Origin of the sequence: Streptomyces sp. NPDC015242 (genome assembly GCF_043079125.1) — a bacterium.
Classification (GTDB): Bacteria; Actinomycetota; Actinomycetes; order Streptomycetales; family Streptomycetaceae; genus Streptomyces.
In genome coordinates this window covers 230314-250753 of the sequence record NZ_JBIBUF010000001.1, presented here as the reverse complement: position 1 = coordinate 250753, position 20440 = coordinate 230314, and the positions used below count along the sequence as shown (strand labels likewise).

16 protein-coding genes are annotated in these 20440 nt (G+C 73.4%); 7 read left to right on the top strand and 9 right to left on the bottom strand.

From position 1 onward, the window contains the following. Positions 1 to 11 precede the first annotated feature (11 nt). From ACF07N_RS01175 to ACF07N_RS01155, 5 genes are all read left to right on the top strand, one after another. Positions 12 to 1610, top strand: coding sequence for an MFS transporter (locus ACF07N_RS01175; RefSeq protein ID WP_392106801.1), 1599 nt, complete (start codon positions 12 to 14; stop codon positions 1608 to 1610). Between the two features lie 69 nt (positions 1611 to 1679). Beyond that, the gene (locus tag ACF07N_RS01170) at positions 1680 to 2114 is read left to right on the top strand and encodes a VOC family protein (protein WP_392106798.1); all 435 of its coding nucleotides are present in this window, start codon (positions 1680 to 1682) and stop codon (positions 2112 to 2114) included. 72 nt (positions 2115 to 2186) lie between these two features. Further along, positions 2187 to 2576 carry a VOC family protein gene (locus tag ACF07N_RS01165; RefSeq protein WP_383328684.1) on the top strand — a complete coding sequence of 130 codons (390 nt, stop codon included), beginning with the start codon at positions 2187 to 2189 and terminating at the stop codon, positions 2574 to 2576. Between the two features lie 302 nt (positions 2577 to 2878). Continuing rightward, positions 2879 to 7150: a HAMP domain-containing protein gene (locus ACF07N_RS01160; RefSeq protein WP_392106795.1), complete on the top strand. Its 4272-nt coding sequence runs from the start codon at positions 2879 to 2881 to the stop codon at positions 7148 to 7150. Between the two features lie 226 nt (positions 7151 to 7376). After that, positions 7377 to 9773, top strand: a complete 2397-nt coding sequence (locus ACF07N_RS01155) for a SpoIIE family protein phosphatase (RefSeq protein WP_392108714.1) — start codon at positions 7377 to 7379, stop codon at positions 9771 to 9773. A 32-nt stretch (positions 9774 to 9805) separates the two neighbouring features. Here ACF07N_RS01155 and ACF07N_RS01150 read toward each other — a convergent pair whose 3' ends face one another. Further along, positions 9806 to 10402, bottom strand: coding sequence for a TetR/AcrR family transcriptional regulator (locus ACF07N_RS01150; protein WP_392106792.1), 597 nt, complete (start codon positions 10400 to 10402; stop codon positions 9806 to 9808). 136 nt (positions 10403 to 10538) lie between these two features. On the opposite strand from ACF07N_RS01150, the gene ACF07N_RS01145 reads away from it, so the two are divergent. After that, positions 10539 to 11444, top strand: a complete 906-nt coding sequence (locus ACF07N_RS01145; protein WP_392108711.1) for an NAD(P)-dependent oxidoreductase — start codon at positions 10539 to 10541, stop codon at positions 11442 to 11444. 9 nt (positions 11445 to 11453) lie between these two features. Here ACF07N_RS01145 and ACF07N_RS01140 read toward each other — a convergent pair whose 3' ends face one another. The 5 genes from ACF07N_RS01140 to ACF07N_RS01120 all read right to left on the bottom strand — a co-directional run bounded on the left by ACF07N_RS01140 (position 11454) and on the right by ACF07N_RS01120 (position 15953). Beyond that, positions 11454 to 12431, bottom strand: coding sequence for a pirin family protein (locus ACF07N_RS01140; protein ID WP_392106789.1), 978 nt, complete (start codon positions 12429 to 12431; stop codon positions 11454 to 11456). Positions 12432 to 12536: 105 nt separating this feature from the next. Beyond that, a complete protein-coding gene (locus ACF07N_RS01135) occupies positions 12537 to 13007 on the bottom strand; it encodes a MarR family winged helix-turn-helix transcriptional regulator (protein ID WP_383332605.1) in 471 nt (156 codons plus the stop codon). Between the two features lie 39 nt (positions 13008 to 13046). Further along, positions 13047 to 14570, bottom strand: coding sequence for an MFS transporter (locus ACF07N_RS01130; protein WP_392106786.1), 1524 nt, complete (start codon positions 14568 to 14570; stop codon positions 13047 to 13049). Between the two features lie 199 nt (positions 14571 to 14769). Further along, the gene (locus ACF07N_RS01125) at positions 14770 to 15429 is read right to left on the bottom strand and encodes a DUF5701 family protein (protein WP_392106783.1); all 660 of its coding nucleotides are present in this window, start codon (positions 15427 to 15429) and stop codon (positions 14770 to 14772) included. Positions 15430 to 15500: 71 nt separating this feature from the next. Continuing rightward, a complete protein-coding gene (locus tag ACF07N_RS01120; RefSeq protein WP_383332611.1) occupies positions 15501 to 15953 on the bottom strand; it encodes an Lrp/AsnC family transcriptional regulator in 453 nt (150 codons plus the stop codon). A 110-nt stretch (positions 15954 to 16063) separates the two neighbouring features. On the opposite strand from ACF07N_RS01120, the gene ACF07N_RS01115 reads away from it, so the two are divergent. Then, positions 16064 to 16690 (top strand): LysE family translocator, encoded by a 627-nt coding sequence (locus tag ACF07N_RS01115; RefSeq protein ID WP_392106780.1) that lies wholly within the window; start codon positions 16064 to 16066, stop codon positions 16688 to 16690. A gap of 36 nt (positions 16691 to 16726) precedes the next feature. On the opposite strand, the gene ACF07N_RS01110 is transcribed toward ACF07N_RS01115, so the two are convergent. From ACF07N_RS01110 to ACF07N_RS01100, 3 genes are read right to left on the bottom strand one after another with little or no spacing between them, the layout of a single operon-like run. Further along, positions 16727 to 17335: a sarcosine oxidase subunit gamma gene (locus ACF07N_RS01110; RefSeq protein ID WP_392106777.1), complete on the bottom strand. Its 609-nt coding sequence runs from the start codon at positions 17333 to 17335 to the stop codon at positions 16727 to 16729. Continuing rightward, complete coding sequence (locus ACF07N_RS01105; RefSeq protein WP_392106774.1) at positions 17328 to 20162, bottom strand: sarcosine oxidase subunit alpha family protein; 2835 nt, start codon at positions 20160 to 20162, stop codon at positions 17328 to 17330. The genes ACF07N_RS01110 and ACF07N_RS01105 overlap by 8 nt, the downstream gene beginning before the upstream one ends. Beyond that, the gene (locus ACF07N_RS01100; RefSeq protein ID WP_392106771.1) at positions 20159 to 20440 is read right to left on the bottom strand and encodes a sarcosine oxidase subunit delta; all 282 of its coding nucleotides are present in this window, start codon (positions 20438 to 20440) and stop codon (positions 20159 to 20161) included. Before ACF07N_RS01100 ends, ACF07N_RS01105 begins: the two co-directional genes overlap by 4 nt.

Below are 20440 nucleotides of genomic sequence, written 5' to 3'. Positions count from 1 at the left end.
AATGCCCACCCGTGTCTGTCACCGCTGTCCCCACAGCGTCCGCGCCCCTGCCCGGATCCCGTCCGCGCGGCCCGCGCGCCAACCCCTGGCTGACGCTGGTCGCCGTCGCGTTCGGCCTGTTCATGGTCGGCCTCGACGGCTCCGTCGTCTCCATCGCCAACGCGGCAATCGCCCGCGACCTGAACGCCACCACCGCCGAACTGCAGTGGGTCACCAACTCCTATCTGCTCGCCCTCGCCGCCACCCTGATCCTCGGCGGCAAGCTCGGCGACCGCTTCGGCCGCCGCACCCTCTACCTCGTCGGCGTCGCCGGGTTCACCCTGGCGTCCGTGGCGATCGGCCTCGCCGGGTCGGTCGAGGGCGTCATCGCCTTCCGCGCCGTACAGGGCGTCTTCGGCGCGATGCTCATGCCGAACACCCTCGCGCTGCTGCGTGCCGTCTTCCCGCCGCGGAAGTTCGGTATGGCGGTCGGCATCTGGGCGATGATCTCGTCCGTCTCCACCGCGCTCGGCCCGATCGTCGGCGGACTGCTCGTAGAGCACGTCGACTGGGAGTCCGTCTTCTACATCAACGCCCCCATCGGCGTCATCGCGCTCGTCTTCAGCCTCGCGGTCCTGCCGCAGTCGAAGAACGAGGCGGCCGCGAGCGAGAGGTTCGACGTACCCGGTGTGGTGCTGCTCGCCCTCGGCCTGCTCGCCGTCGTCTTCGGCGTCGTCAAGGGCGAGACCTGGGGCTGGACCTCGGCCGGCACGCTCGGGGCCATCGCCGCGGGCGTCGTCCTCCTGGTCCTCTTCGGCTGGTACGAGACCCGCGTCGCGCACCCGCTGCTGCCGATGCGCCTGTTCCGCAACCCGGCCCTGACCATCGGCGCGGTCGTCACCGCGCTGAACTTCTTCATCCTGCTCGGCGTGATCTTCTTCGTGATGCTGTACCTGCAGAACGTGCGCGGCTTCACCCCCGTCGAGTCCGGCGTGCGCACACTGCCGCTCAGCCTCGCCTCCATGGTGGCCTCGCCGCTCGGCGCGAAGCTCACCGAGCGGTTCGGCCCGCGCCTGACCATGCCGCTGGGCATGGTGCTCCAGGCCGGTGCCGCGTTCTCGATGCTCGCCTGGAGCGCCGACTCGTCGTACCACACCCTGTGGCCGCCCTTCGTCGCGCTCGGCCTCGGCGTCGGCATGGTGATGTCGGCGTCCTCCGACGCGATCGTCGGCAACGCCCCCGTCCGGGACGGCGGCATCGCGGGCGGCCTGCAGGCCACCTCCCTCCAGGTCGGCGGCGCGCTCGGCACGTCGGTGCTCGTCTCCCTCATCAGCAGCCGCGTCGGTTCCACGCTCGGCGGATCACTGACCGACGCGGGGGTTCCGCACACGGTCGCCGTCCGCCTGGAGGAGGCGAAGGACGCGGTCGCCATGGGCGTCGCCCCGGTCTCGGAGACGATGCCGGCGCAGCTCGGGGCCGCCGTGGCCGAGGGCAGCCACACCGCCTTCATGAACGGCGTCCACACCTCCGTCCTGGTCACCGGTGTCCTCGCCCTCGTGGGTGCGGCCCTCGCCGTCCTGGGCCTGCGCGGCCGGAAGGACGGACCCGACGGGACCGGTCAGGGCGACTGACACACGCAGGCCCGGACGCGCCGAGCGCGGCGGAGGTGCGGCCGGGCCCGGCTCAGTAGCATGCGGCGCATGGCCATCACACTCGAGAACGTCGGCATCGCCGTTCGTGATCTCGAAGCGGCGATCTCCTTCTTCACCGACCTCGGCCTCACGGTCGTCGGCCGTGACACGGTCAGCGGTGAGTGGACCGACACCGCCGTCGGTCTGGACGGCAACCACGCCCGGATCGCGATGCTGCAGACGCCCGACGGACACGGCCGCCTGGAGTTCTTCGAGTACATCCACCCCGAGGCGATCGAGTCCGAGCCGACTCTTCCGCACGAGATCGGCATGCACCGGGTCGCCTTCTCGGTCGACGACCTCGACGAGGCCCTCGCGACGGCCGCGCGGCACGGCTGCCGTCCGCTTCGCGGGGTGGCGACCTACCAGGACCTCTACAGACTCACCTACGTCCGCGGCCCCAGCGGCATCCTGGTGATGCTGGCCCAGGCACTGCGGGAGTGACCGCCTTTCGGCGGCAACGGGCCGCCGTAACAAAGGAGTTGAGCATATCGCCGTGCTTGCTAGGGTGGCCCGATGGCATCGATCAAGCAGTTCCAGGTGACCTTCGACTGCGCGGAGCCCGAGCGCGTCGCTCGCTTCTGGTGCGAGGTGCTGGGGTACGTCATGCCGCCGCAGGCGGAGCATCAGAAGTCCTGGTCCGCGTGTGCCGACCCCACGGGGGTGGGCCCGCGCCTGTACTTCCAGCGGGTCCCCGAGGGGAAGGTCGTCAAGAACCGGGTGCACCTGGACGTGCGGGTCGGCACCGGACTCGTGGGGGACGAGCGCGTGGCCGCGCTGGAGGCCGAATGCGCACGGCTGGTCGAGCTCGGCGCGACCCGGGTGCGGCTGCTGCTCGCCGACGAGGAGAACGAGTCGTGCCTGCTGATGCAGGACGTCGAGGGCAACGAGTTCTGCCTGGACTGAGCGTCCACGGCCGGCCCGCGAGACGTGCCTCATCCCCCGGACGAAATATTTCCGGGGGATGAGGCATGTTCCGCTCCGGGGTGGGAACCCGGCCCGGTTCGTGCTCCCCGGATGCGGAGGTGACCGTTCGGGGCAGGCTTTGTGAGGGACTCGAAACGTGGGTTAGCCTGCGGCGTATTTCTCATCGCGCAGATCCGTGACTACGGAAATGCAAGCACGACACCCGGGCCGCCGCCGCGGTCCGGAGGGGTTCCGAGTCCTCGGTTTCACGAGGGCTCTTGGGGAGCGGAACGAGGGTGCGCATGACCAGCGACAGCACCGGGGCGGTCGACGTGGTGCCGGGCGACCAGGAGCTTCGGCGACTGCTGGCCGGCCTGACCGCCGTACGGGACGGGGACTTCGGCACCCGGCTCCCGGACGACGCGGACGGCCTCATGGGCGACATCGCCAAGGTCTTCAACGGCATGGTCGACCAGCTGTCCGTGTTCACCTCCGAGGTCACCCGGGTGGCCCGAGAGGTCGGTACGGAGGGCACGCTCGGCGGGCAGGCGGAGGTGCCGGGCGTCTCCGGCACCTGGGCCGACCTGACCGACTCGGTCAACGCCATGGCGGGCAACCTGACGACTCAGGTCCGTGACATCGCCCAGGTGGCCACGGCGGTGGCCAAGGGCGACCTGTCGCAGAAGATCGACGTGCCCGCGCGCGGCGAGATCCTGCAGCTGAAGGAGACCGTCAACACGATGGTCGACCAGCTCTCCGCCTTCGCCGACGAGGTCACCCGCGTCGCCCGCGAGGTCGGCAGCGAAGGCCGCCTCGGCGGCCAGGCGCAGGTGCCCGGCGTGGCCGGTGTCTGGCGTGATCTGACCGACTCCGTGAACCACATGGCCGGCAACCTGACCAGCCAGGTCCGGTCCATCGCCCAGGTCACCACGGCGGTGGCCGAGGGCGACCTCTCACAGAAGATCACCGTCGACGCGCGCGGCGAGATCCTGGAGCTGAAGTCCACCATCAACACGATGGTCGACCAGCTCTCCGCCTTCGCCGACGAGGTCACACGTGTCGCCCGCGAGGTCGGCACCGAGGGCCGCCTCGGCGGCCAGGCGGACGTCAAGGGCGTCAAGGGCACCTGGCGCGATCTGACCGACTCCGTGAACTTCATGGCCGGCAACCTCACCGGCCAGGTCCGCAACATCGCGCTCGTCGCCACCGCCGTCGCCAAGGGCGACCTCTCACAGAAGATCACCGTCGACGCGCGCGGCGAGATCCTGGAGCTGAAGTCCACCATCAACACGATGGTCGACCAGCTCTCCGCCTTCGCCGACGAGGTCACCCGCGTCGCCCGCGAGGTCGGCACCGAGGGCCGCCTCGGCGGCCAGGCGCAGGTGCGCGGTGTGTCGGGCACCTGGAAGGACCTCACCGACAACGTCAACGTGATGGCGTCCAACCTGACCGGCCAGGTCCGCTCCATCGCCCAGGTCGCCACCGCCGTGGCGCGCGGCGACCTGTCGCAGCGGATCACGGTCGAGGCCAAGGGCGAGGTGGCCGCGCTCGCCGAGGTCATCAACACGATGGTCGACACGCTGTCGGCCTTCGCGGACGAGGTCACCCGCGTCGCCCGCGAGGTCGGCACGGAGGGGCGCCTCGGCGGCCAGGCGCACGTGCCGAACGTGGCCGGCACCTGGAAGGACCTCACCGACAACGTCAACTCGATGGCCAACAACCTCACCGGCCAGGTGCGCAACATCGCGCTGGTGACGACCGCGGTGGCCAAGGGCGACCTGTCGAAGAAGATCGACGTCGACGCCCGGGGCGAGATCCTCGAACTCAAGACGACGATCAACACCATGGTCGACCAGCTCTCCGCCTTCGCCGACGAGGTCACCCGCGTCGCCCGCGAGGTCGGCACCGAGGGCCGCCTCGGCGGCCAGGCCGAGGTCGAGGGCGTCTCGGGCACGTGGAAGCGCCTGACGGAGAACGTCAACGAGCTGGCGGGCAACCTGACCCGGCAGGTGCGGGCGATCGCCGAGGTGACCAGCGCGGTCGCCGAGGGCGATCTGACCCGCTCGATCAACGTGGAGGCCTCCGGCGAGGTCGCCGAGCTCAAGGACAACATCAACTCGATGGTGGAGTCCCTGCGCGAGACCACCCGGGCCAACCAGGAGCAGGACTGGCTCAAGACCAACCTCGCCCGGATCTCCGGCCTGATGCAGGGCCACCGCGACCTGCCCGTGGTCGCCGAGCTGATCATGGACGAACTGGTCCCGCTGGTGTCGGCCCAGTACGGCGCCTTCTACCTGGCCGAGGACGCGGACGACGGGCCCGAGCTGCGGCTCGTCGGCTCCTACGGCTACCCGGAGGACAGCACCCGGCCCACCCGGATCGCCTTCGGCCGCACCCTGGTCGGGCAGGCGGCCCGCAGCAAGCGCACCATCCTGGTGGACGAGGTGCCGCCCGGCTACGTCACCATCTCGTCCGGCCTCGGCGAGATGGTGCCGACGGCGCTGGTGCTGCTGCCCATCGTGGTCGAGGGCCAGGTCCTCGGCGTGATCGAGCTGGCGTCGGTGGCCCCCTTCACACAGATCCACCGCGACTTCCTCGCGCAGCTGATGGAGACCCTCGGCGTCAACCTCAACACCATCGTGGCCAACGCCCGCACCGACGAGCTGCTGGAGGAGTCGCAGCGGCTGACGGTCGAGCTCCAGGCCCGTTCCACCGAGCTGCAGGTGCAGCAGGAGGAGCTCCAGCGCTCCAACGCGGAGCTGGAGGAGAAGGCCTCGCTGCTCGTGGCGCAGAACCGGGACATCGAGGCGAAGAACCTGCAGATCGAGCAGGCCCGGCAGGAGCTGGAGACCCGCGCCCAGCAGCTGTCGCTGGCCTCCAAGTACAAGTCGGAGTTCCTGGCCAACATGAGCCACGAGCTGCGCACCCCGCTCAACAGCCTGCTGATCCTGGCCCAGCTGCTGGCGCAGAACCCGTCCCGCAACCTCACCCCCAAGCAGGTCGAGTACGCGCAGATCATCCACTCCGCCGGCTCCGACCTGCTTCAGCTGATCAACGACATCCTCGACCTGTCGAAGGTGGAGGCCGGGAAGATGGACGTGGCGCCCGAGCGGGTGGCGCTGCGTCAGCTCATCGAGTACGTCGAGGCCACCTTCCGGCCCATGACGACCCAGAAGAGCCTGGACTTCACCGTCACGACCGCGCCGGGCGCCCCCGCCGACCTGCTCACGGACGACTCCCGGCTGCGTCAGGTGCTGCGCAACCTCCTGTCGAACGCGGTGAAGTTCACCGAGCAGGGCGGCGTGGAGCTGAGCATCGAGCCCGCGACGGACGAGGAGGTGCCCGAGGGCGTGGTCCGGGGCGGTGCCGTGGTGGCCTTCCGGGTGAAGGACACCGGCATCGGCATCCCGGAGCAGAACCTGGAGACCATCTTCGGCGCCTTCCAGCAGGCGGACGGCACGACCAGCCGCAAGTACGGGGGCACCGGTCTGGGCCTGTCCATCACGCGGGAGATCGCCCAGCTGCTCGGCGGTGCCGTGACGGTGGACAGCACGCCGGGGCAGGGCAGCACCTTCACCCTGTTCCTGCCGGTGGCCCGCCCCGACTTCGAGGAACTGCTCAACCACGGCAGGGCCCCGGAGCGGCCTTCGGCCGAACCCCTGCCGGAGGGCTCCTCGCAGCCGGCGCCCGTGCCGCAGATCGGGCCCGGGCCGCGGCCGCGGCGCCTGCTCGTGGTGGAGGAGCGGCCGCGTGGGCTGCTCACGCTCGTCGCGGAGAGCGTGGTCGCCGACCTGACGCACGGCCGGGCCGACAGTGCGCAGCGGCCCGCCGTCGACGTCATCACGGCCGTCGGCGCGCAGGAGGCGGCCGGTGCGCTCGCGGCCGACCCGTGCCACTGCGTCGTCCTGGAGCTGGGCATGGGTGACGGCGAGGCGTCCCGGTTCCTCCAGGCCCTGGAGGGCGACTCGGCCCTGACGAGCGTCCCGGTGCTGGTGCACAGCAGCCACCCGACGGACGTCGCCCTGGACGAGACGCTGCGCGCCCGCTCGGCGGGCGGGGCGCTGGAGCTGCTGTCCAGCCTCGACGAACTGCGCGAGCGGATCGCCCTGCACCTGTCCGCCGAGGAGCCGGGGGACGTACTGTCCCTGGTGCGGCCCGAGGAGGCGCAGCCGATGACGCCGCCGGTGGTCGACGACGCGTCGGCGGGCCGGACCGTCCTGGTCGTCGACGACGACGCGCGCAACCTCTTCGCCCTCAGCGGCATCCTGGAGCTGCACGGCTTCCGGGTCCTGCACGCGGAGAACGGGCGGCGGGGCATCGAGACGCTGGTGAACAACCCGGACGTCGCGATCGTGCTGATGGATGTGATGATGCCGGAGATGGACGGCTACACCGCGACGGCGGAGATCCGCAAGATGCCGCAGTACGCGGAGTTGCCGATCATCGCCGTCACGGCGAAGGCGATGCCCGGGGACCGGGACAAGAGTCTCGCCTCGGGTGCGAGCGACTACGTCACCAAGCCGGTCGACACGCGCGATCTGATCGCGTGTGTCCGCCGCTGGCTGCCCTCGTGAGCACGTCGGCGCCCGATCCGCACACCGGCGGGCCGGGCGTCCCGCAGGGCCAGCCGTTCCGCGCCACCGGGCGCTGAAGCCGAGGAGCATCCACACCGTGAGCATGTCCGAGCAGCCGCGCGAACCGGGCCGGGCCGGTGAGCCGCAGCGCGACTCCGCCGACGCGGCGTCCTTCGCCCCCCAGGGGCCGGCGGGCGACGTCCGAGAGCCGTCGTACGAGCAGTGGATGATCTCCGACGGGGAGGTGGTCTCCCCCGAGAGACTGCTGGCGGAGCTTGGCGGTGTCTCGCCGGACTCCCCCGTGGGACGGCTGGCGGCCACCGTGGAGCGGCTCACCCGGGAGGTGCGGGCCGCCCAGGCGGAGGCCGAGGGGCGTGCGCTGATCGAGCTGGCCAAGGGCGTGCTGGTGGAGCGGCTGAAGTGCGGTCCGGCCCAGGCCGCGCGGCAGCTCTCCGAGCTGGCCGAGCAGGCCCAGGTCAGCCCCCTGGAGCTGGCCGTCGACGTCATCAACCAGGCCGCCCGGGACCGGATGTCCGAGGTGACCGACGCCTTCCTCGCCGCCACCAAGGCCGCCGACGAGGCGGCGGAGGCCGAGGCGGCCGCCGCCGTGCGCCTGCGCGCGGCCGAGAGCGGTGTGCTGGCCGCCGACGACACCCAGGCCGTCGCCGACGCCCTGCTGGAGCAGGCGCTGCGCCCCCTCGGCGCGGTGGCCGTGGCCATATGGGCGGCGGGCCCCGACGGTTCGCTGACCCTGGCGGGCAGTGCGGGCTTCTCCCCCGCCGAGGCCACGCGCTGGCGCTACGTCCCGCCGGAGGTGGTGACGGTGGCGCGCCGGGGCCTCGTGGAGCGCGACGGGCACTGGATCACCGCGCTCAAGGACACCGGGCTGCCCACCATCGGGCTGCACCACCATCCGGACGGCGGCCGGGCAGCCCTGCCCGCCGGCACCGGAGGGCGCGTCCACGGCGTGCTGGAGATCGCCTGGCCCGGTCCCCTGGAGCGGCAGCCCCCGCAGATCGTCCGCCAGGTGGAGGCGCTGGCCGAACTGTGCGCGCACACGCTGGAGATGTACACACCGCTGCCGGGCACGCAGGAGCCCCGTGTCGTGCCGGACGCCGCGGAGCTGATGGACCTGGCCGACGGGCTGCACGATCCCGCCCTGGTCCTGGTGCCGCACCTGGACGCCGACGGGCATCTGGTGGACTTCCGCATCCAGCACGTCAACGACCGCTTCCTCGACCCGGCCGGACGGCCCCGGGCCGTGGTCAGCGGCGCGCTGCTGCTGGAGGCCTATCCGATGGCCGCCGGGGAGAGCGAGCTGTTCCAGCGCGTCGAGCGCGTCTACGCCACCGGTGAGCCCTTCAGGGCCCGCCGGATGAACCTCACCGCCCTCGTCGACCAGGTGCCCCTGTCGGCGGTCGCGGACATCAGCGTCAGCCGGCACGGCACGTCGGTGCTCCTGATCTGGCGGATCGAGGACGAGACGGCCCGGCTGGCCAGTCTGCTGCAGCACGCCCAGCGCCTGGGCCGGATCGGCGGGTTCGAGGAGAACGTGCTGACCGGTGAGATCACCTGGAACGGGCAGCTGTTCGACCTCTTCGGGCGGCCGCAGTCGAGCACCCCGGTGCCGCTGGAGGAGCTGCCGGCCCACGCGCACCCGGACGACGGCGTCTCCATCCGCCGCTTCCTGCGCACGCTGCTGCACCACCGGCGCCCGGCGGCCGCGGCCTTCCGTTTGCAGCGTCCGGACGGGGTGACCCGCCACATCCGGATCGTCGCCGAGCCCGTGCTCGACACGGACGACCGGCTGCTGCTGCTGCGCGGCGCCTGTCAGGACATCTCGGCCCAGCACTGGACGGAGGTGGCGCTGGCCGCCACGCGCGACCAGCTGGCGCACACCGAGCAGCAGGCCACCGAGCGCAACCGGCTCACCCTGCAGCTGCAGCACGCCATCATGCCGCCGACGCAGGCGCCGTTGCAGGTGGCGGGTCTGCAGGTGGCGGTCCGCTACCGGCCGGCGGAGACCGAGCAGCTGGTGGGCGGTGACTGGTACGACGCCGTCGTGCTGCCGTCCGGGATGGTGCTGCTGTGCGTCGGGGACGTGGCCGGGCACGGCATCGAGGCGGCCACCAGCATGGTGGTCCTGCGCAACGCGCTGCGCGGTCTGGCGGTGACCGGTGCCGGGCCGGGCCAGTTGCTGTCGTGGCTCAACATCGTGGCGCACCACCTGAACGGCGCCGTCACGGCGACGGCGGTGTGCGGGCTGTACGACCCGGAGCGGCGGACGCTGCGCTGGGCCCGGGGCGGCCATCTGCCCCCGGTCCTGGTCCGGGACGCGGAGGCGGCTCCGCTGCCGCTGGGCAAGGGCCTGCTGCTCGGTGCCGTCCCCGAGGCGGTGTACGAGGAGAACGAGATGCAACTGGCCGCCGGTGACACGCTGCTGATGTACACGGACGGCCTGATCGAACGGCGTGACCGGCCCGTCGAGGAGTCGCTGACGCATCTGCTGACCACCGCGCGCACCGCTCCCAGCACCCTCGATCAGCAACTCGACCGCCTGCTGACCTACAGCAAGTCGGACACGGACGACGACACGTGCATCGTGGGCATCCGGGTGGGCTGACCCCGGGGCGGGGCGGGGCGCGCCGCGGCCGGTCAGCCGCGGGTGCGCACCGCCGCGTCGAGCAGCGGACCGAGTTCGCGTGCCACGGTCGTCAGGGGGCGCACGTCCCGCTCCGCCCGGGCCAGGAGGATCGCCCCTTCCAGGGAGCTGATCATCAGCGTGGCGAGCGGCCCCGCCCGTTCCCCGGGCACGCCCGTCTCCACCAGGGCCGCGGCGACCGCCGCCGTCCAGGCGGTGAACGCGGCGGAGGCGGCCTGCCGGGTCGAGGGGGCGGCCTCGGCGCAGTCGACGGTGGCCGCCGCCACGGGGCAGCCGCCCGAGAAGCCGGCGGTCTCGTACTCGTCGGTCCACTGACGCACCATCGCGGTGAACAGCCCGCTCGGGGTGGGCTCCGCCAGCGCGGCCAGGAACCGCGCGACACGGCCCGCCGCGTAGCGGCCCGCCCAGCCGACGGCCTCGTCGACCAGCTGGGTCTTGCCGCCGGGGAAGTAGTGCTGGAGTGATCCGCGCGGCGCGGCGGCCTCGGCGGCGACCTCACGCATGCCGGTGGAGGCGACCCCCTCGCGCCGGATCAGCTGGGCCGTGCTGAACACCATCCGCTCGCGTGGCCCCCGCTCGGTCGCCGCCATCGCCGGCCTCCCCTTCGTGCAGTCCGTTGCGACGCCACCCTATGACCGGTGTCATACCGCGGCTACTATGACCGCTGTCATAGCCGAGACGCGGCAGTGGCACGGCGGCCCGCGGGGCCCGGGGAGGCGGTGCGTGGTGGACGTCGGATTCATCGGCCTCGGGGTCATGGGACAGCCCATGGCGCTCAACCTCGCCCGAGCGGGCACACGGCTCGTGGTGTGGAACCGCACCCCTGAGCGCTGCGCACCGCTGCGGGCCGCCGGCGCGGAGGTCGCCGCGAGCGCGGGCGAGGTCCTGGAGCGGTCCGGCACGGTGTTCCTGATGCTGGCCGACGAGGCCGCCGTCGACGCGGTGCTGGGCCGGGGCGGGACGGATGCCGCCGCGCGCCTCGCCGGCCGCACCCTCGTCCACATGGGCACGACGTCCGCGGTGTACTCGCGCGCTCTCCAGGACGACGTGCGCGCCGCGGGCGGGCGGTACGTCGAGGCCCCGGTGTCGGGCTCGCGCGTCCCGGCGGAGCGGGGCGAACTGGTGGGGATGCTGGCCGGTGACGACGACGCCGTGGCGGCCGTCCGGCCGCTGCTCGCCCCGATGTGCCGGGAGACGTTCGCGTGCGGGGCGGTACCGGGCGCGCTGCTGATGAAGTTCTCGGTGAACCTGTTCCTGATCACCCAGGTCACAGGGCTCGCCGAGGCGTTCCACTTCGCGGACCGGCACGGGGTGGACCAGCGGTTGCTGCGGGACGTCCTGGACGCCGGGCCGATGGCCAGCGCCGTCTCCCGTGGCAAGGCGCCGAAGCTGCTGGAGCGCGACTTCACCGTCCAGGCGGCCGCCGCGGACGTCCTGAAGAACAACCGCCTGATCGCCGAGGCCGCCCGCGCGGCGGACCTGGCGTCCCCGCTGCTCGACGTCTGCCACACCCTCTACGAGGAGACCGTCGCGGGGGGCCACGGCGCCGAGGACATGGTGGCGGTCGTGCGCGCCCTGGAGGCCCGGACGGGCCGGGCCCCCGTCACACCACGCCCGCAGACCCTGACCTGAGCGGGGACGTCAGCGGGCCCTGGCCCGCGGTTTCAGCGGCATGTTCGGCAGGGCCGGTGCCGGGAGGGGATCGCCGTCGTAGCCCTGGACGACGCCGAACCGGGTGCCCCGCTCCCAGTCCTCGCGCGCCTGCACGATCTCCTCGTGCGAGCGGGCGATGAAGTTCCACCACATGATGATCTCCTCCTCGAAGGGAGGACCGCCGAGCAGGACCGTCCGGGCGGGGGCGGCGGAGCCGTTCGTGATCGTCAGGGTGTCGGTGCCGCAGGGGACGTACCCGAGGTCGGCGGGCTTCAGCGGGGTGCCGGCGAGTCGGACGTCCCCGCTGTCGACGAGGAGGCCGTGTTCGAAGGCGGTGTCCACGTCGAGGGTGAGCGTCGCCCCCGGTTCGAGGGTGATCTCGGCGCCGAGCAGGGGCGTGAAGGTCCGCACCGGGGAGGTGCTGCCGGCGAGCGAGCCCAGGAAAACCCTGACGCCGGCGCCCCCGACGCGTACGGGTTCGGGCACGTGGTGCTGGAAGTCCCGCGCGGCGTCACGGTGTTCACCGGGCAGGGCCACCCACAGCTGGACGCCGTGCAGCACGGTCGTCGCGGGGGTGGAGACCTCCGAGTGGGCGATGCCGTGGCCGCCGGTCATGAGGTTCAGCTCGCCGGGGCGGATCAGGGCGTGGGTGCCGAGCGTGTCGCGGTGCTCGATCTCCCCGCTGAAGAGCCAGCTCACGGTCTGCAGGCCGGTGTGCGGGTGCGGCGGGACGACCATGCCCCTCTCGGTGGCGTCGACCGGGCCGTAGTGGTCGGCGAAGCACCAGGCGCCGATCAGGGACCGGGCCCGCTGGGGCAGAGTCCGGCGCACGGGCATGGCCCGCGGCCCGCCCAGGGGCACCTCGCGCGCGGACAGCACCTCCACGCGCGGTGTCCCGGCCGGTGCGCCGCCGTCCCCGGCCGCTCCGCAGCGCAGCGCCTGCGGCGCGGTTTCCACGTTGCTCACCGGGACCACCCCTCACCCGTTCTGGTTGTCACATCAACCACTATGGCACGCGGGCCGTCGGAAGGCCATGACGGACGGCACGGCGGATGATCACGGCGGCGGCCGTCAGGGCCGCTCGCCCTCGTCCAGCCTGGCGAGCACGCGCTCGGAGATCTCGGCCAGCACCCGCAGTTCGGCCGGCGTGACGTGGTCCATGAACAGCTCACGCACGGCGGCGACATGGCGCGGAGCGGCGGCCTCGATCGCCGCGCGCCCGGCGTCCGTGATCACCACGAACGCGCCGCGCCCGTCCTCGGGGCACTCCTCGCGCGCCACCGTGCCCCGTCGCGCCATCCGCGCGATGTGATGGGACATCCGGCTCTTCTCCCACTCCAGGGCGCGGGCCAGGTCCAGCTGGCGGCGGCGCCCGTCCGGGGCGTCCGTCAGGTGCACCAGGACCGCGAAGTCGGCGGGCGACACGTGGGACTCCGACTGGAGCAGCCGCCCGAGGCGCCCGACGAGCCGCTCCTGCAGACGGATGAAGCCCCGCCAGGCGCGCTGCTCCTCAGCGGTCAGCCACCGCGCTTCTTCTGCCATGCGCCGAGTGTACGCATGGTTGACACGTCACCTTGCGACTCAGCTCTGCCGGGCGTGCACCGGGCTGTGCGCGACGTCGTCGGGGCAGGCGCGGTGGGGCTGCCCGGCCCGGCTGTCGCGCCGCCAGTCGAACGCGGCGAGGGCCAGCGACGCCGCCATGCCCACGATCCCGGCGACCAGGGCGAGGAAGAGGGCGCCGCGGTAGTCGCCGTCACGGTGGCTGAGCACCAGGTAGAAGAGGCCGGGCAGGGCGGCGGTGCCGACGGCGGCGCCGAGCCGCTGCCCGGTCTGCAGGGCACCTCCCGCGGCTCCGGCCATGTGCACGGGGACGTCCCGCAGGGTCATGGTGATATTGGGGGAGATCACGCACCCGCCGCCGAGACCGCCGAGGAACAGGGCCGGAGCGGCCAGCCAGGGCGCGATGCCGAGGGGCGCGAAGCGCAGCAGCAGCGCGGTGCCGCCGAGCCCGAGGATCACCCCGGTGAGCCCGCCCACGGTCAGCAGCCGCCCGAGCCGGTCCACCAGCCGGCCCGAGACGGCTGCCGCGCAGGCCGAGCCGACCGCGAAGGGCGTCACGGCGAGCGCGGAGCGCAGCGGTGAGAACCCCAGCCCGTGCTGGTAGAAGAGGGCGAACACCAGCCAGATGCCGCTGAAACCGATGAAGTAGAGCGTGCCGACGCCGGCGCCGACGGCGTAGCCGCGCACCTCGGTGAACAGGCGCGGGTCGAGCAGCGGCTGGGTGCCGCGGGCCAGCAGGCGGCGCTGCCACAGGGCGAAGACCGCCAGCAGGGCGGCGCCGACGGGGAACAGCCACCACAGGCGGGTGAGCCCGCCGGCCTCCGCCTGCACCAGCGGGTACATGAGCGCGAGGACGCCGAGGCCGAGGAGGAGCACACCGGGCAGGTCCACGTGTTCCCGGCCGGAGCGCCGGGTGCGCGGCAGCAGACGGCGGCCGAGGAGAACGGCGAGGACGCCGATGGGGACGTTGATGTAGAAGATCCACCGCCAGCCCTGGGGGCCGTCGGCCAGCGCCAGGACGAGGCCGCCGGCCAGGGGGCCGACCGCGGAGGAGATGCCGACGGTGGCCCCGAAGAAGCCGAAGGCGCGGCCGCGTTCGGCGCCCCGGAACATCTGCTGGATCAGCGCGGAGTTCTGCGGCGCCATGAAACCGGCCGCCAGGCCCTGGGCGAGGCGGGCCGCCACCAGCAGGGCGATGCTGGGAGCCGCCCCGCAGGCCGCGCTGAACAGCACGAAGCCGCTCAGGGCGAGCAGGAAGATGCGGCGCCGGTCCAGGGCGTCGCCGAGCCGGCCGGCCGTGACGAGGGCGAGGCCGAAGCTGAGGGCGTACCCGGACACCACCCACTGCACCTGCGCGGCGGAGGCGTCCAGTTCCCGCTGGATGGTCGGCAGGGCCACGGCCACGATCGACACGTCCAGCAGACTCATGAAGCCCGCGACCAGGGTGACCCACAGGGCCCGCCACCGGCGCGGCTCCGGCTCGTGGTCGCCGTCCCGTCCGCCCGCGCCCGGGCCCTCGCCACTGTCCGGCGCCGATGCCGTCACATGAGCTCCCTTCGCCAGAGCGGACTCGCGCGGGAACAGGTTCCCCACCAGGCGACCAGCACACACGACCGGGCGCCCGTCCGCGACCGCGGGCTACGCCAGGGGCGCAGCTGCCGCGGGCGTCGTCGCCGTCCTCTGCGCGCGGAAGACCGCCCGCGGGCCGCCGGCCGGGGCGCCTCCTCCCCCGCGCATCCGGTGGCTACGGTGTGCGGTCCGTCGCCGAGGCGAAGCCGAGCCAGGTGTGGCGGTTGTTCCACCAGCACCAGCCGACCTTCGGGGCGTCACGGCGCTCGCGGCCGTCCCGCCCGGTGCCGTTGCTGATCCAGATCGCGGGCGTGCGGGCGTCCAGGGTGCCGTCGGGCTTGCGCAGCCGGGAGCCGATGGTCATGAAGCAGCGGTTGCGTTCCAGGGCCTCGGGCTGCTGGAGCAGCCAGTGGATGCCCTCGGTGAGGACGAGCGGGGTGCGGCCCTCGCCGGTGAGGGCCGGCAGGGCCTCACCGGGGCTCCAGCCGGCCATGCGGTCACCGCGGTCGACGCCGGTGACGAAGTAGAGCGGGGCGTCGGGCAGGTCGACGCCGCTGGGTGCGAACGCGTCGACGTCCGGCATGTCGACGACGACGAAGCCCGGCCTGTCCCCGCGGCGCAGCAGCGGCGCCAGGGCGGAGGCGTGGGCCCGGTCGGGGTGCACGGCCAGCAGCGCGCCGTCGGCCCGGGCCGCGGCGGCGAAGGCCCGGATCTCGCCGGCGGGCAGTCCGGCGATCTCGTGCACCCCCAGCTCGATGAGCCGTTCGGCCTGCGCGCTCGCGGACGGGAGCGCGGGGAGGACGGTGGCGGGCGGGTCGGGCGGGGTGCCGGGCACGATGCTCCCTCGGTCGGTGACGCGGGCGAACTCCTGGGCAACGTGCGGGCCTTGCGGTCCGTTCCCGTTCCTCACCCGGGCAGCGGCCGGTCGTCCACCACGTGCTTCATCACGAGGGTGGAGTTCAGGCGCTGCACGCCCGGCAGCCGGGCGAGCCGCTCGTCGTAGAGCTGCTGGAAGGCGGCCAGGTCGGCGGTGGCGACGCGCAGCAGGTAGTCGGGGTCGCCGAAGAGGCGCTGGGCCTGGAGCACGTGCGGGACGGCCGCCACGCCCTCCTCGAAGGCGGAGACGGTGTCGGCGTCCTCCCAGCGCAGGGTCACGAAGACGAGGGCTTCGAAGTGGAGGCCCACGGCGGCCGGGTCCACCACCGCGCGGTAGCCGCGGATCGCGCCCTCGCGTTCGAGGTCGCGCAGCCGGCGGTGGCACGGCGAGACGCTCAGCTGGACGCGGGCGGCCAGCTCGGTGACGGTGAGACGGCCGTCCCGCTGCAGCTCGGTGAGAATTTTCCGGTCGAGGGCATCCATGGCGAAGATTCTGCCCCAGAGGGCGCGATCATGGAGTAAATACGGGAACACCTTCGCACGGATCCGGCCTAGCCTTCCTCTCGCACCACGGCACGTGAGAGGGACGCTTCATGGACACGACGACGCTGGCGGCCTTCCTGGTCATGGATCTGCTGCTGGTGGCCACACCCGGCGCGGACTGGGCCTACGCGATCACCGCGGGGCTCCGGGACCGGTCGGTCGTGCCGGCGGTCGCCGGGCTGGTCGCCGGTTACGCGGGCTACACGCTGCTCGCCGTGGCGGGCCTGGTCGTGGTCGTGGCGAGTTCGGCGACCCTGCTCACGGCCCTGACCGTCGCGGGGGCCGGCTTTCTGGTGTGGCTGGGCTGGGACGCGCTGCGGCAGCCGGCCGTGCCGGCGGTCGCCGGACCGCAGGCGGACACCGACGGCTCCTCCCGGCTGCGGATCGTGCTCAAGGGCGCCGGCACCAGCGGGCTCAACCCCAAGGCCCTGCTGCTGTACTTCTCGCTCTTCCCGCAGTTCGTCGACCCGGCGGGCGGCTGGCCGGTCGCCACCCAGACCGGGTTGCTCGGCGCCCTGCACATGACCGCCTGTGCCGTCGTCTACCTGGCCGTCGGCGTCCTGGCCCGCACGGTGCTGAGGACCAGGCCCGCCGTGGCCCGGGCGGTCACCCGGGCCTCCGGCGTGCTGATGATGGTCATCGGCGGCTTCCTGCTGGCGGAGCGTCTGGCGGCCTGACGGCCGGGCGCGGGACGTGCCGCGCCGCCGCGGCCGTCACGGCACCCGCGGTGCGCGGAACTCGCCCATCGCGTCGATGAGCCACCGGGCCAGGTGGCCGGCGAACGAGGAGCGCGCCAGCAGCCGGTAGCCCGGGCGGTCGTCGGTCTGCCAGAGCAGCACGGCGACGGGGCCGACCGTGGTCGCCACCGCCCGGCCCGGTCCGAAGGCCCGGGGATGCAGGTCCAGCGGGCAGCCCTTCTCCAGCACCAGCCGGGCGGACGGGCCGTTCAGCTCCAGGGTCGTGCGGTGTGCGGAGACGTCGACGACCGATCCCGGGTCCGGTCCGAGGGCCGCCCGCAACCCGGCGGTCAGGGCCGCCCCGTCCGCCCCGGACACCACCAGCCACTCGTCGGGGCCGAGCCACAGGAGTGTGTGGCGCGCGGACGCGGTGGTGTCGCCGCAGTGGTCCGGGAGCGGCGCGCCCAGGGCCTTCGCCACGCGCTCGGCGGCTTCGGCGGCGGGGTCGACGCGCAGGTCGACCATGGTGAGGAAGGGCAGTTCGGACAGCGCGACGCCCCGGGGTCCGGTGACGGCGGCGGCGCGCATCCGCTCCGCGAGGTGCGCCAGGGGACTCACCCGCGCGCCGCTGGCGGGCTCAGCCATCACGCCTGGTCCCTTCCGGGTCGTAGAGGACGCAGCCGGTCACCTCGACGGGCACCGGCTTCCCGCCGACGAGGGCGAGCAGGGTCTGCCCGACGCGGGAGCGCCCGCCGGCGACGAGCGCCAGCGCGAAGGGGCGGCCGAGAGCCGGACTGTGGTAGCCGGAGGTGACGTGTCCGAGCATGGGCACGGGCACCGTCTCCAGGGAGACGTCCGGGGCGACGAGCTGGGTGCCCTCGGGCAGCCGGGTCGTGCGGTCGCGCGGCAGCAGGCCGACCAGGTGCTTGCGGTCCGGGCGGGCGGTGTCGGCGCGGGAGAAGGAGCGTTTGCCGATGAACTCCTTCTGCTTCGACACCACCCAGGACATGCCCGCGTCCTGCGGGGTGACCGTGCCGTCGGTGTCCTGCCCGACGATGATGTAGCCCTTCTCGGCACGCAGCACGTGCATGGCCTCGGTGCCGTAGGGGGTGATGCCGTACGGCTGCCCGGCCTCGTGCACCCGCTCCCACACGGCCCGGCCGTACCAGGCGGAGACGTTGATCTCGTAGGCGAGTTCGCCGGAGAAGGAGATGCGGCAGACGCGGGCCGGGACGCCGCAGGCGAGGGTGGTCTCACGGAAGGCCATGAAGGGGAACGCCTCGGCCGACAGGTCGAGGTCCGGCGCGAGCGGGGCGAGGACCTCACGCGACCGGGGTCCAACCACCGCGATGGTCGCCCACTGCTCGGTCACCGAGGTGCAGTACACGTCGAGGTGGGGCCACTCGGTCTGCAGCCACTCCTCCAGCCAGTCCAGGACCGCGGCGGCGTTGCCGGTCGTGGTGGTCGTGAAGTAGCCGGTGCCGTCGAGGCGCAGGGTCACGCCGTCGTCGAAGATCATGCCGTCGGGCCTGCACATGACGCCGTAGCGGGCCGTGCCGGGCTTGAGCTTCTTGAAGGCGTTGGTGTACACCCGGTCGAGGAACTCGCCCGCGTCCGCGCCCCGGATCTCGATCTTGCCGAGGGTGGAGGCGTCCATGAACGCCACGCCCTCGCGGGCCGCGCGGCACTCCCGGGCCACGGCAGTGTCCATGTCCTCGCCGGGCCGTGGGTAGTACCGGGGGCGTTTCCACTGCCCCACGTCCTCGAACACCGCCCCCCGCGCGGCGTGCCAGGCGTGCAGGGGGGTGGTCCGCTCCGGGTCGAACAGCTCGCCGCGCTCCCGCCCGGCCAGGGCCGCGAAGGCGACCGGCGTGTACGGCGCCCGGTAGGCCGTGGTGCCGATCTCGCCGGGGGAACCGCCGAGGATCGCGGCGATCACCCCGATGGCGTTGACGCCGGACGTCTTGCCCTGGTCGCCGGCCGTGCCGAGCGAGGTGTAGCGCTTGACGTGTTCGACGCCGCGCATGCCGGTGCCGGTGGACCGCCGCACGTCCGCGACCGTGACGTCGCGCTGGAGGTCGACGAAGTGCGTGTCCCAGGTGCCGTCGGCACCGGGGACGAGCCACAGGGGCCGCGTCGGGGCGGCGGGCGGGGCGGCGGGGAGCGGCGGTACGGGCACCGGGAAACCGGCCTCCGTCGCCGCCAGCGCTCCGGCCCGTGCCCCTTCGGCCAGACAGCCGTCCAGGTCGTACGTCCCGTTGGCCGCGCCCACGATCCGCTGGCCCCGCACGGCTGCGTCGGGGACGAAGGCGGCCCGGTCGTCGTCCCAGCGGAGCCGTCCCTGGCGCTGGCTGTGCAGGTGCACCACCGGGCTCCAGCCACCGGAGACGGCGAGCAGGTCGCAGTCGAAGGACTCGGCGGCACCGGTGAGTTCGCCGTCCGGCCCGATCCCGCGGACGGTGACGGAGGTGATCCGCCCTTCGCCGGCCGTGCCGGTGACCGCGCTCGCGGTGAGGATCCGTACGCCGGTCGCGGCGGCGACCTCGGCGGCCCGCGCGGACGGTTCGGGGCGCGCGTCCACGACCGCCGCCACGGCGACGCCCGCGGCGTGCAGGTCCGCGACCGTGCCGTAGGCGCTGTCGTTGGTCGTGCTCACCACAGCCCGTGAACCAGCCGCGACGCCGTAGCGGCCGAGGTAGGCGCGGACGGCACCGGCGAGCATCACCCCGGGCCGGTCGTTGCCGGCGAAGACCAGCGGCCGCTCGTGCGCGCCGGTGGCCAGCACCACCCGGCGGGCCCGGATGTGCCACAGCCGCTGGCGCGACACGCCCTCGGGGGCCGCCGGTCCCAGGTGGTCGGTGCGCCGCTGGAGGGCCAGCACGTAGTTGTCGTCGTACGAGCCGAAGGCCGTGGTGCGCGGCAGGACGACGGTCTCGCCGGCGGCGTCGAGCGCGGCGCGCAGCCCGGCGACCCGGCCGAGGCCGCCGGACAGCAGCGAGCCGCCGGGCTCCGGCTGCTCGTCCAGGAGCAGCACGCGGGCCCCGGAACCGGCGGCGGTGGCGGCCGCCGCCAGCCCGGCCGGTCCGGCTCCGACGACCAGGACGTCGGTGTGCGCGTACTTCTTGTCGTAGCGGGCCGGGTCGGGGCGCGGGTCGAGCCGGCCCCGGCCGGAGAGGGTGGTGGCGGACAGGCCGTCGTACAGCTCGGCCGTCGTCGCCGGGAGCATGCTCTCCGCGCACGGCCCGTCGAGCCGCAGCAGGGCGTTGGGTTCCTCGGCGCCCGCGGCGACGATGCCGCGCGGGCGCCCGCGGTAGAGGGAGGGGGCGACCTCGACGAGGCCGTGGGCCAGCAGGGCGGAGGCGACGGTGTCGCCGGGGTGGCCGGTCAGTTCCCGTCCGTCGACGGTGAACCGCAGCGAGGTGCGGCGGTCGACGCGCCCGCCCCGCGGGAGCCGGAAGCGCTGGTGGGTCATCGGGTCCCTCCGGGGTGGGGTTCGCCGGGCCGGCAGGAGGTCAGCACCTCGTGCGTGGCGGTGTCGCGCAGCACGTGGAACCAGCGGCGGCAGCCGGTGCCGTGCATCCACCGCTCGGCGAACTCGCCCTCGGGGTTGTCGCGGTAGAAGAGGTAGCCGGCCCACTCCTCGTCGGTCAGGCCGGCCGGATCCTCGGGGTAGGGGACGTGGGCCTGTCCGCCGTAGTGGAACTCGGTCTCGTCGCGCGGGCCGCACCACGGGCAGGGGATGAGCAGCAC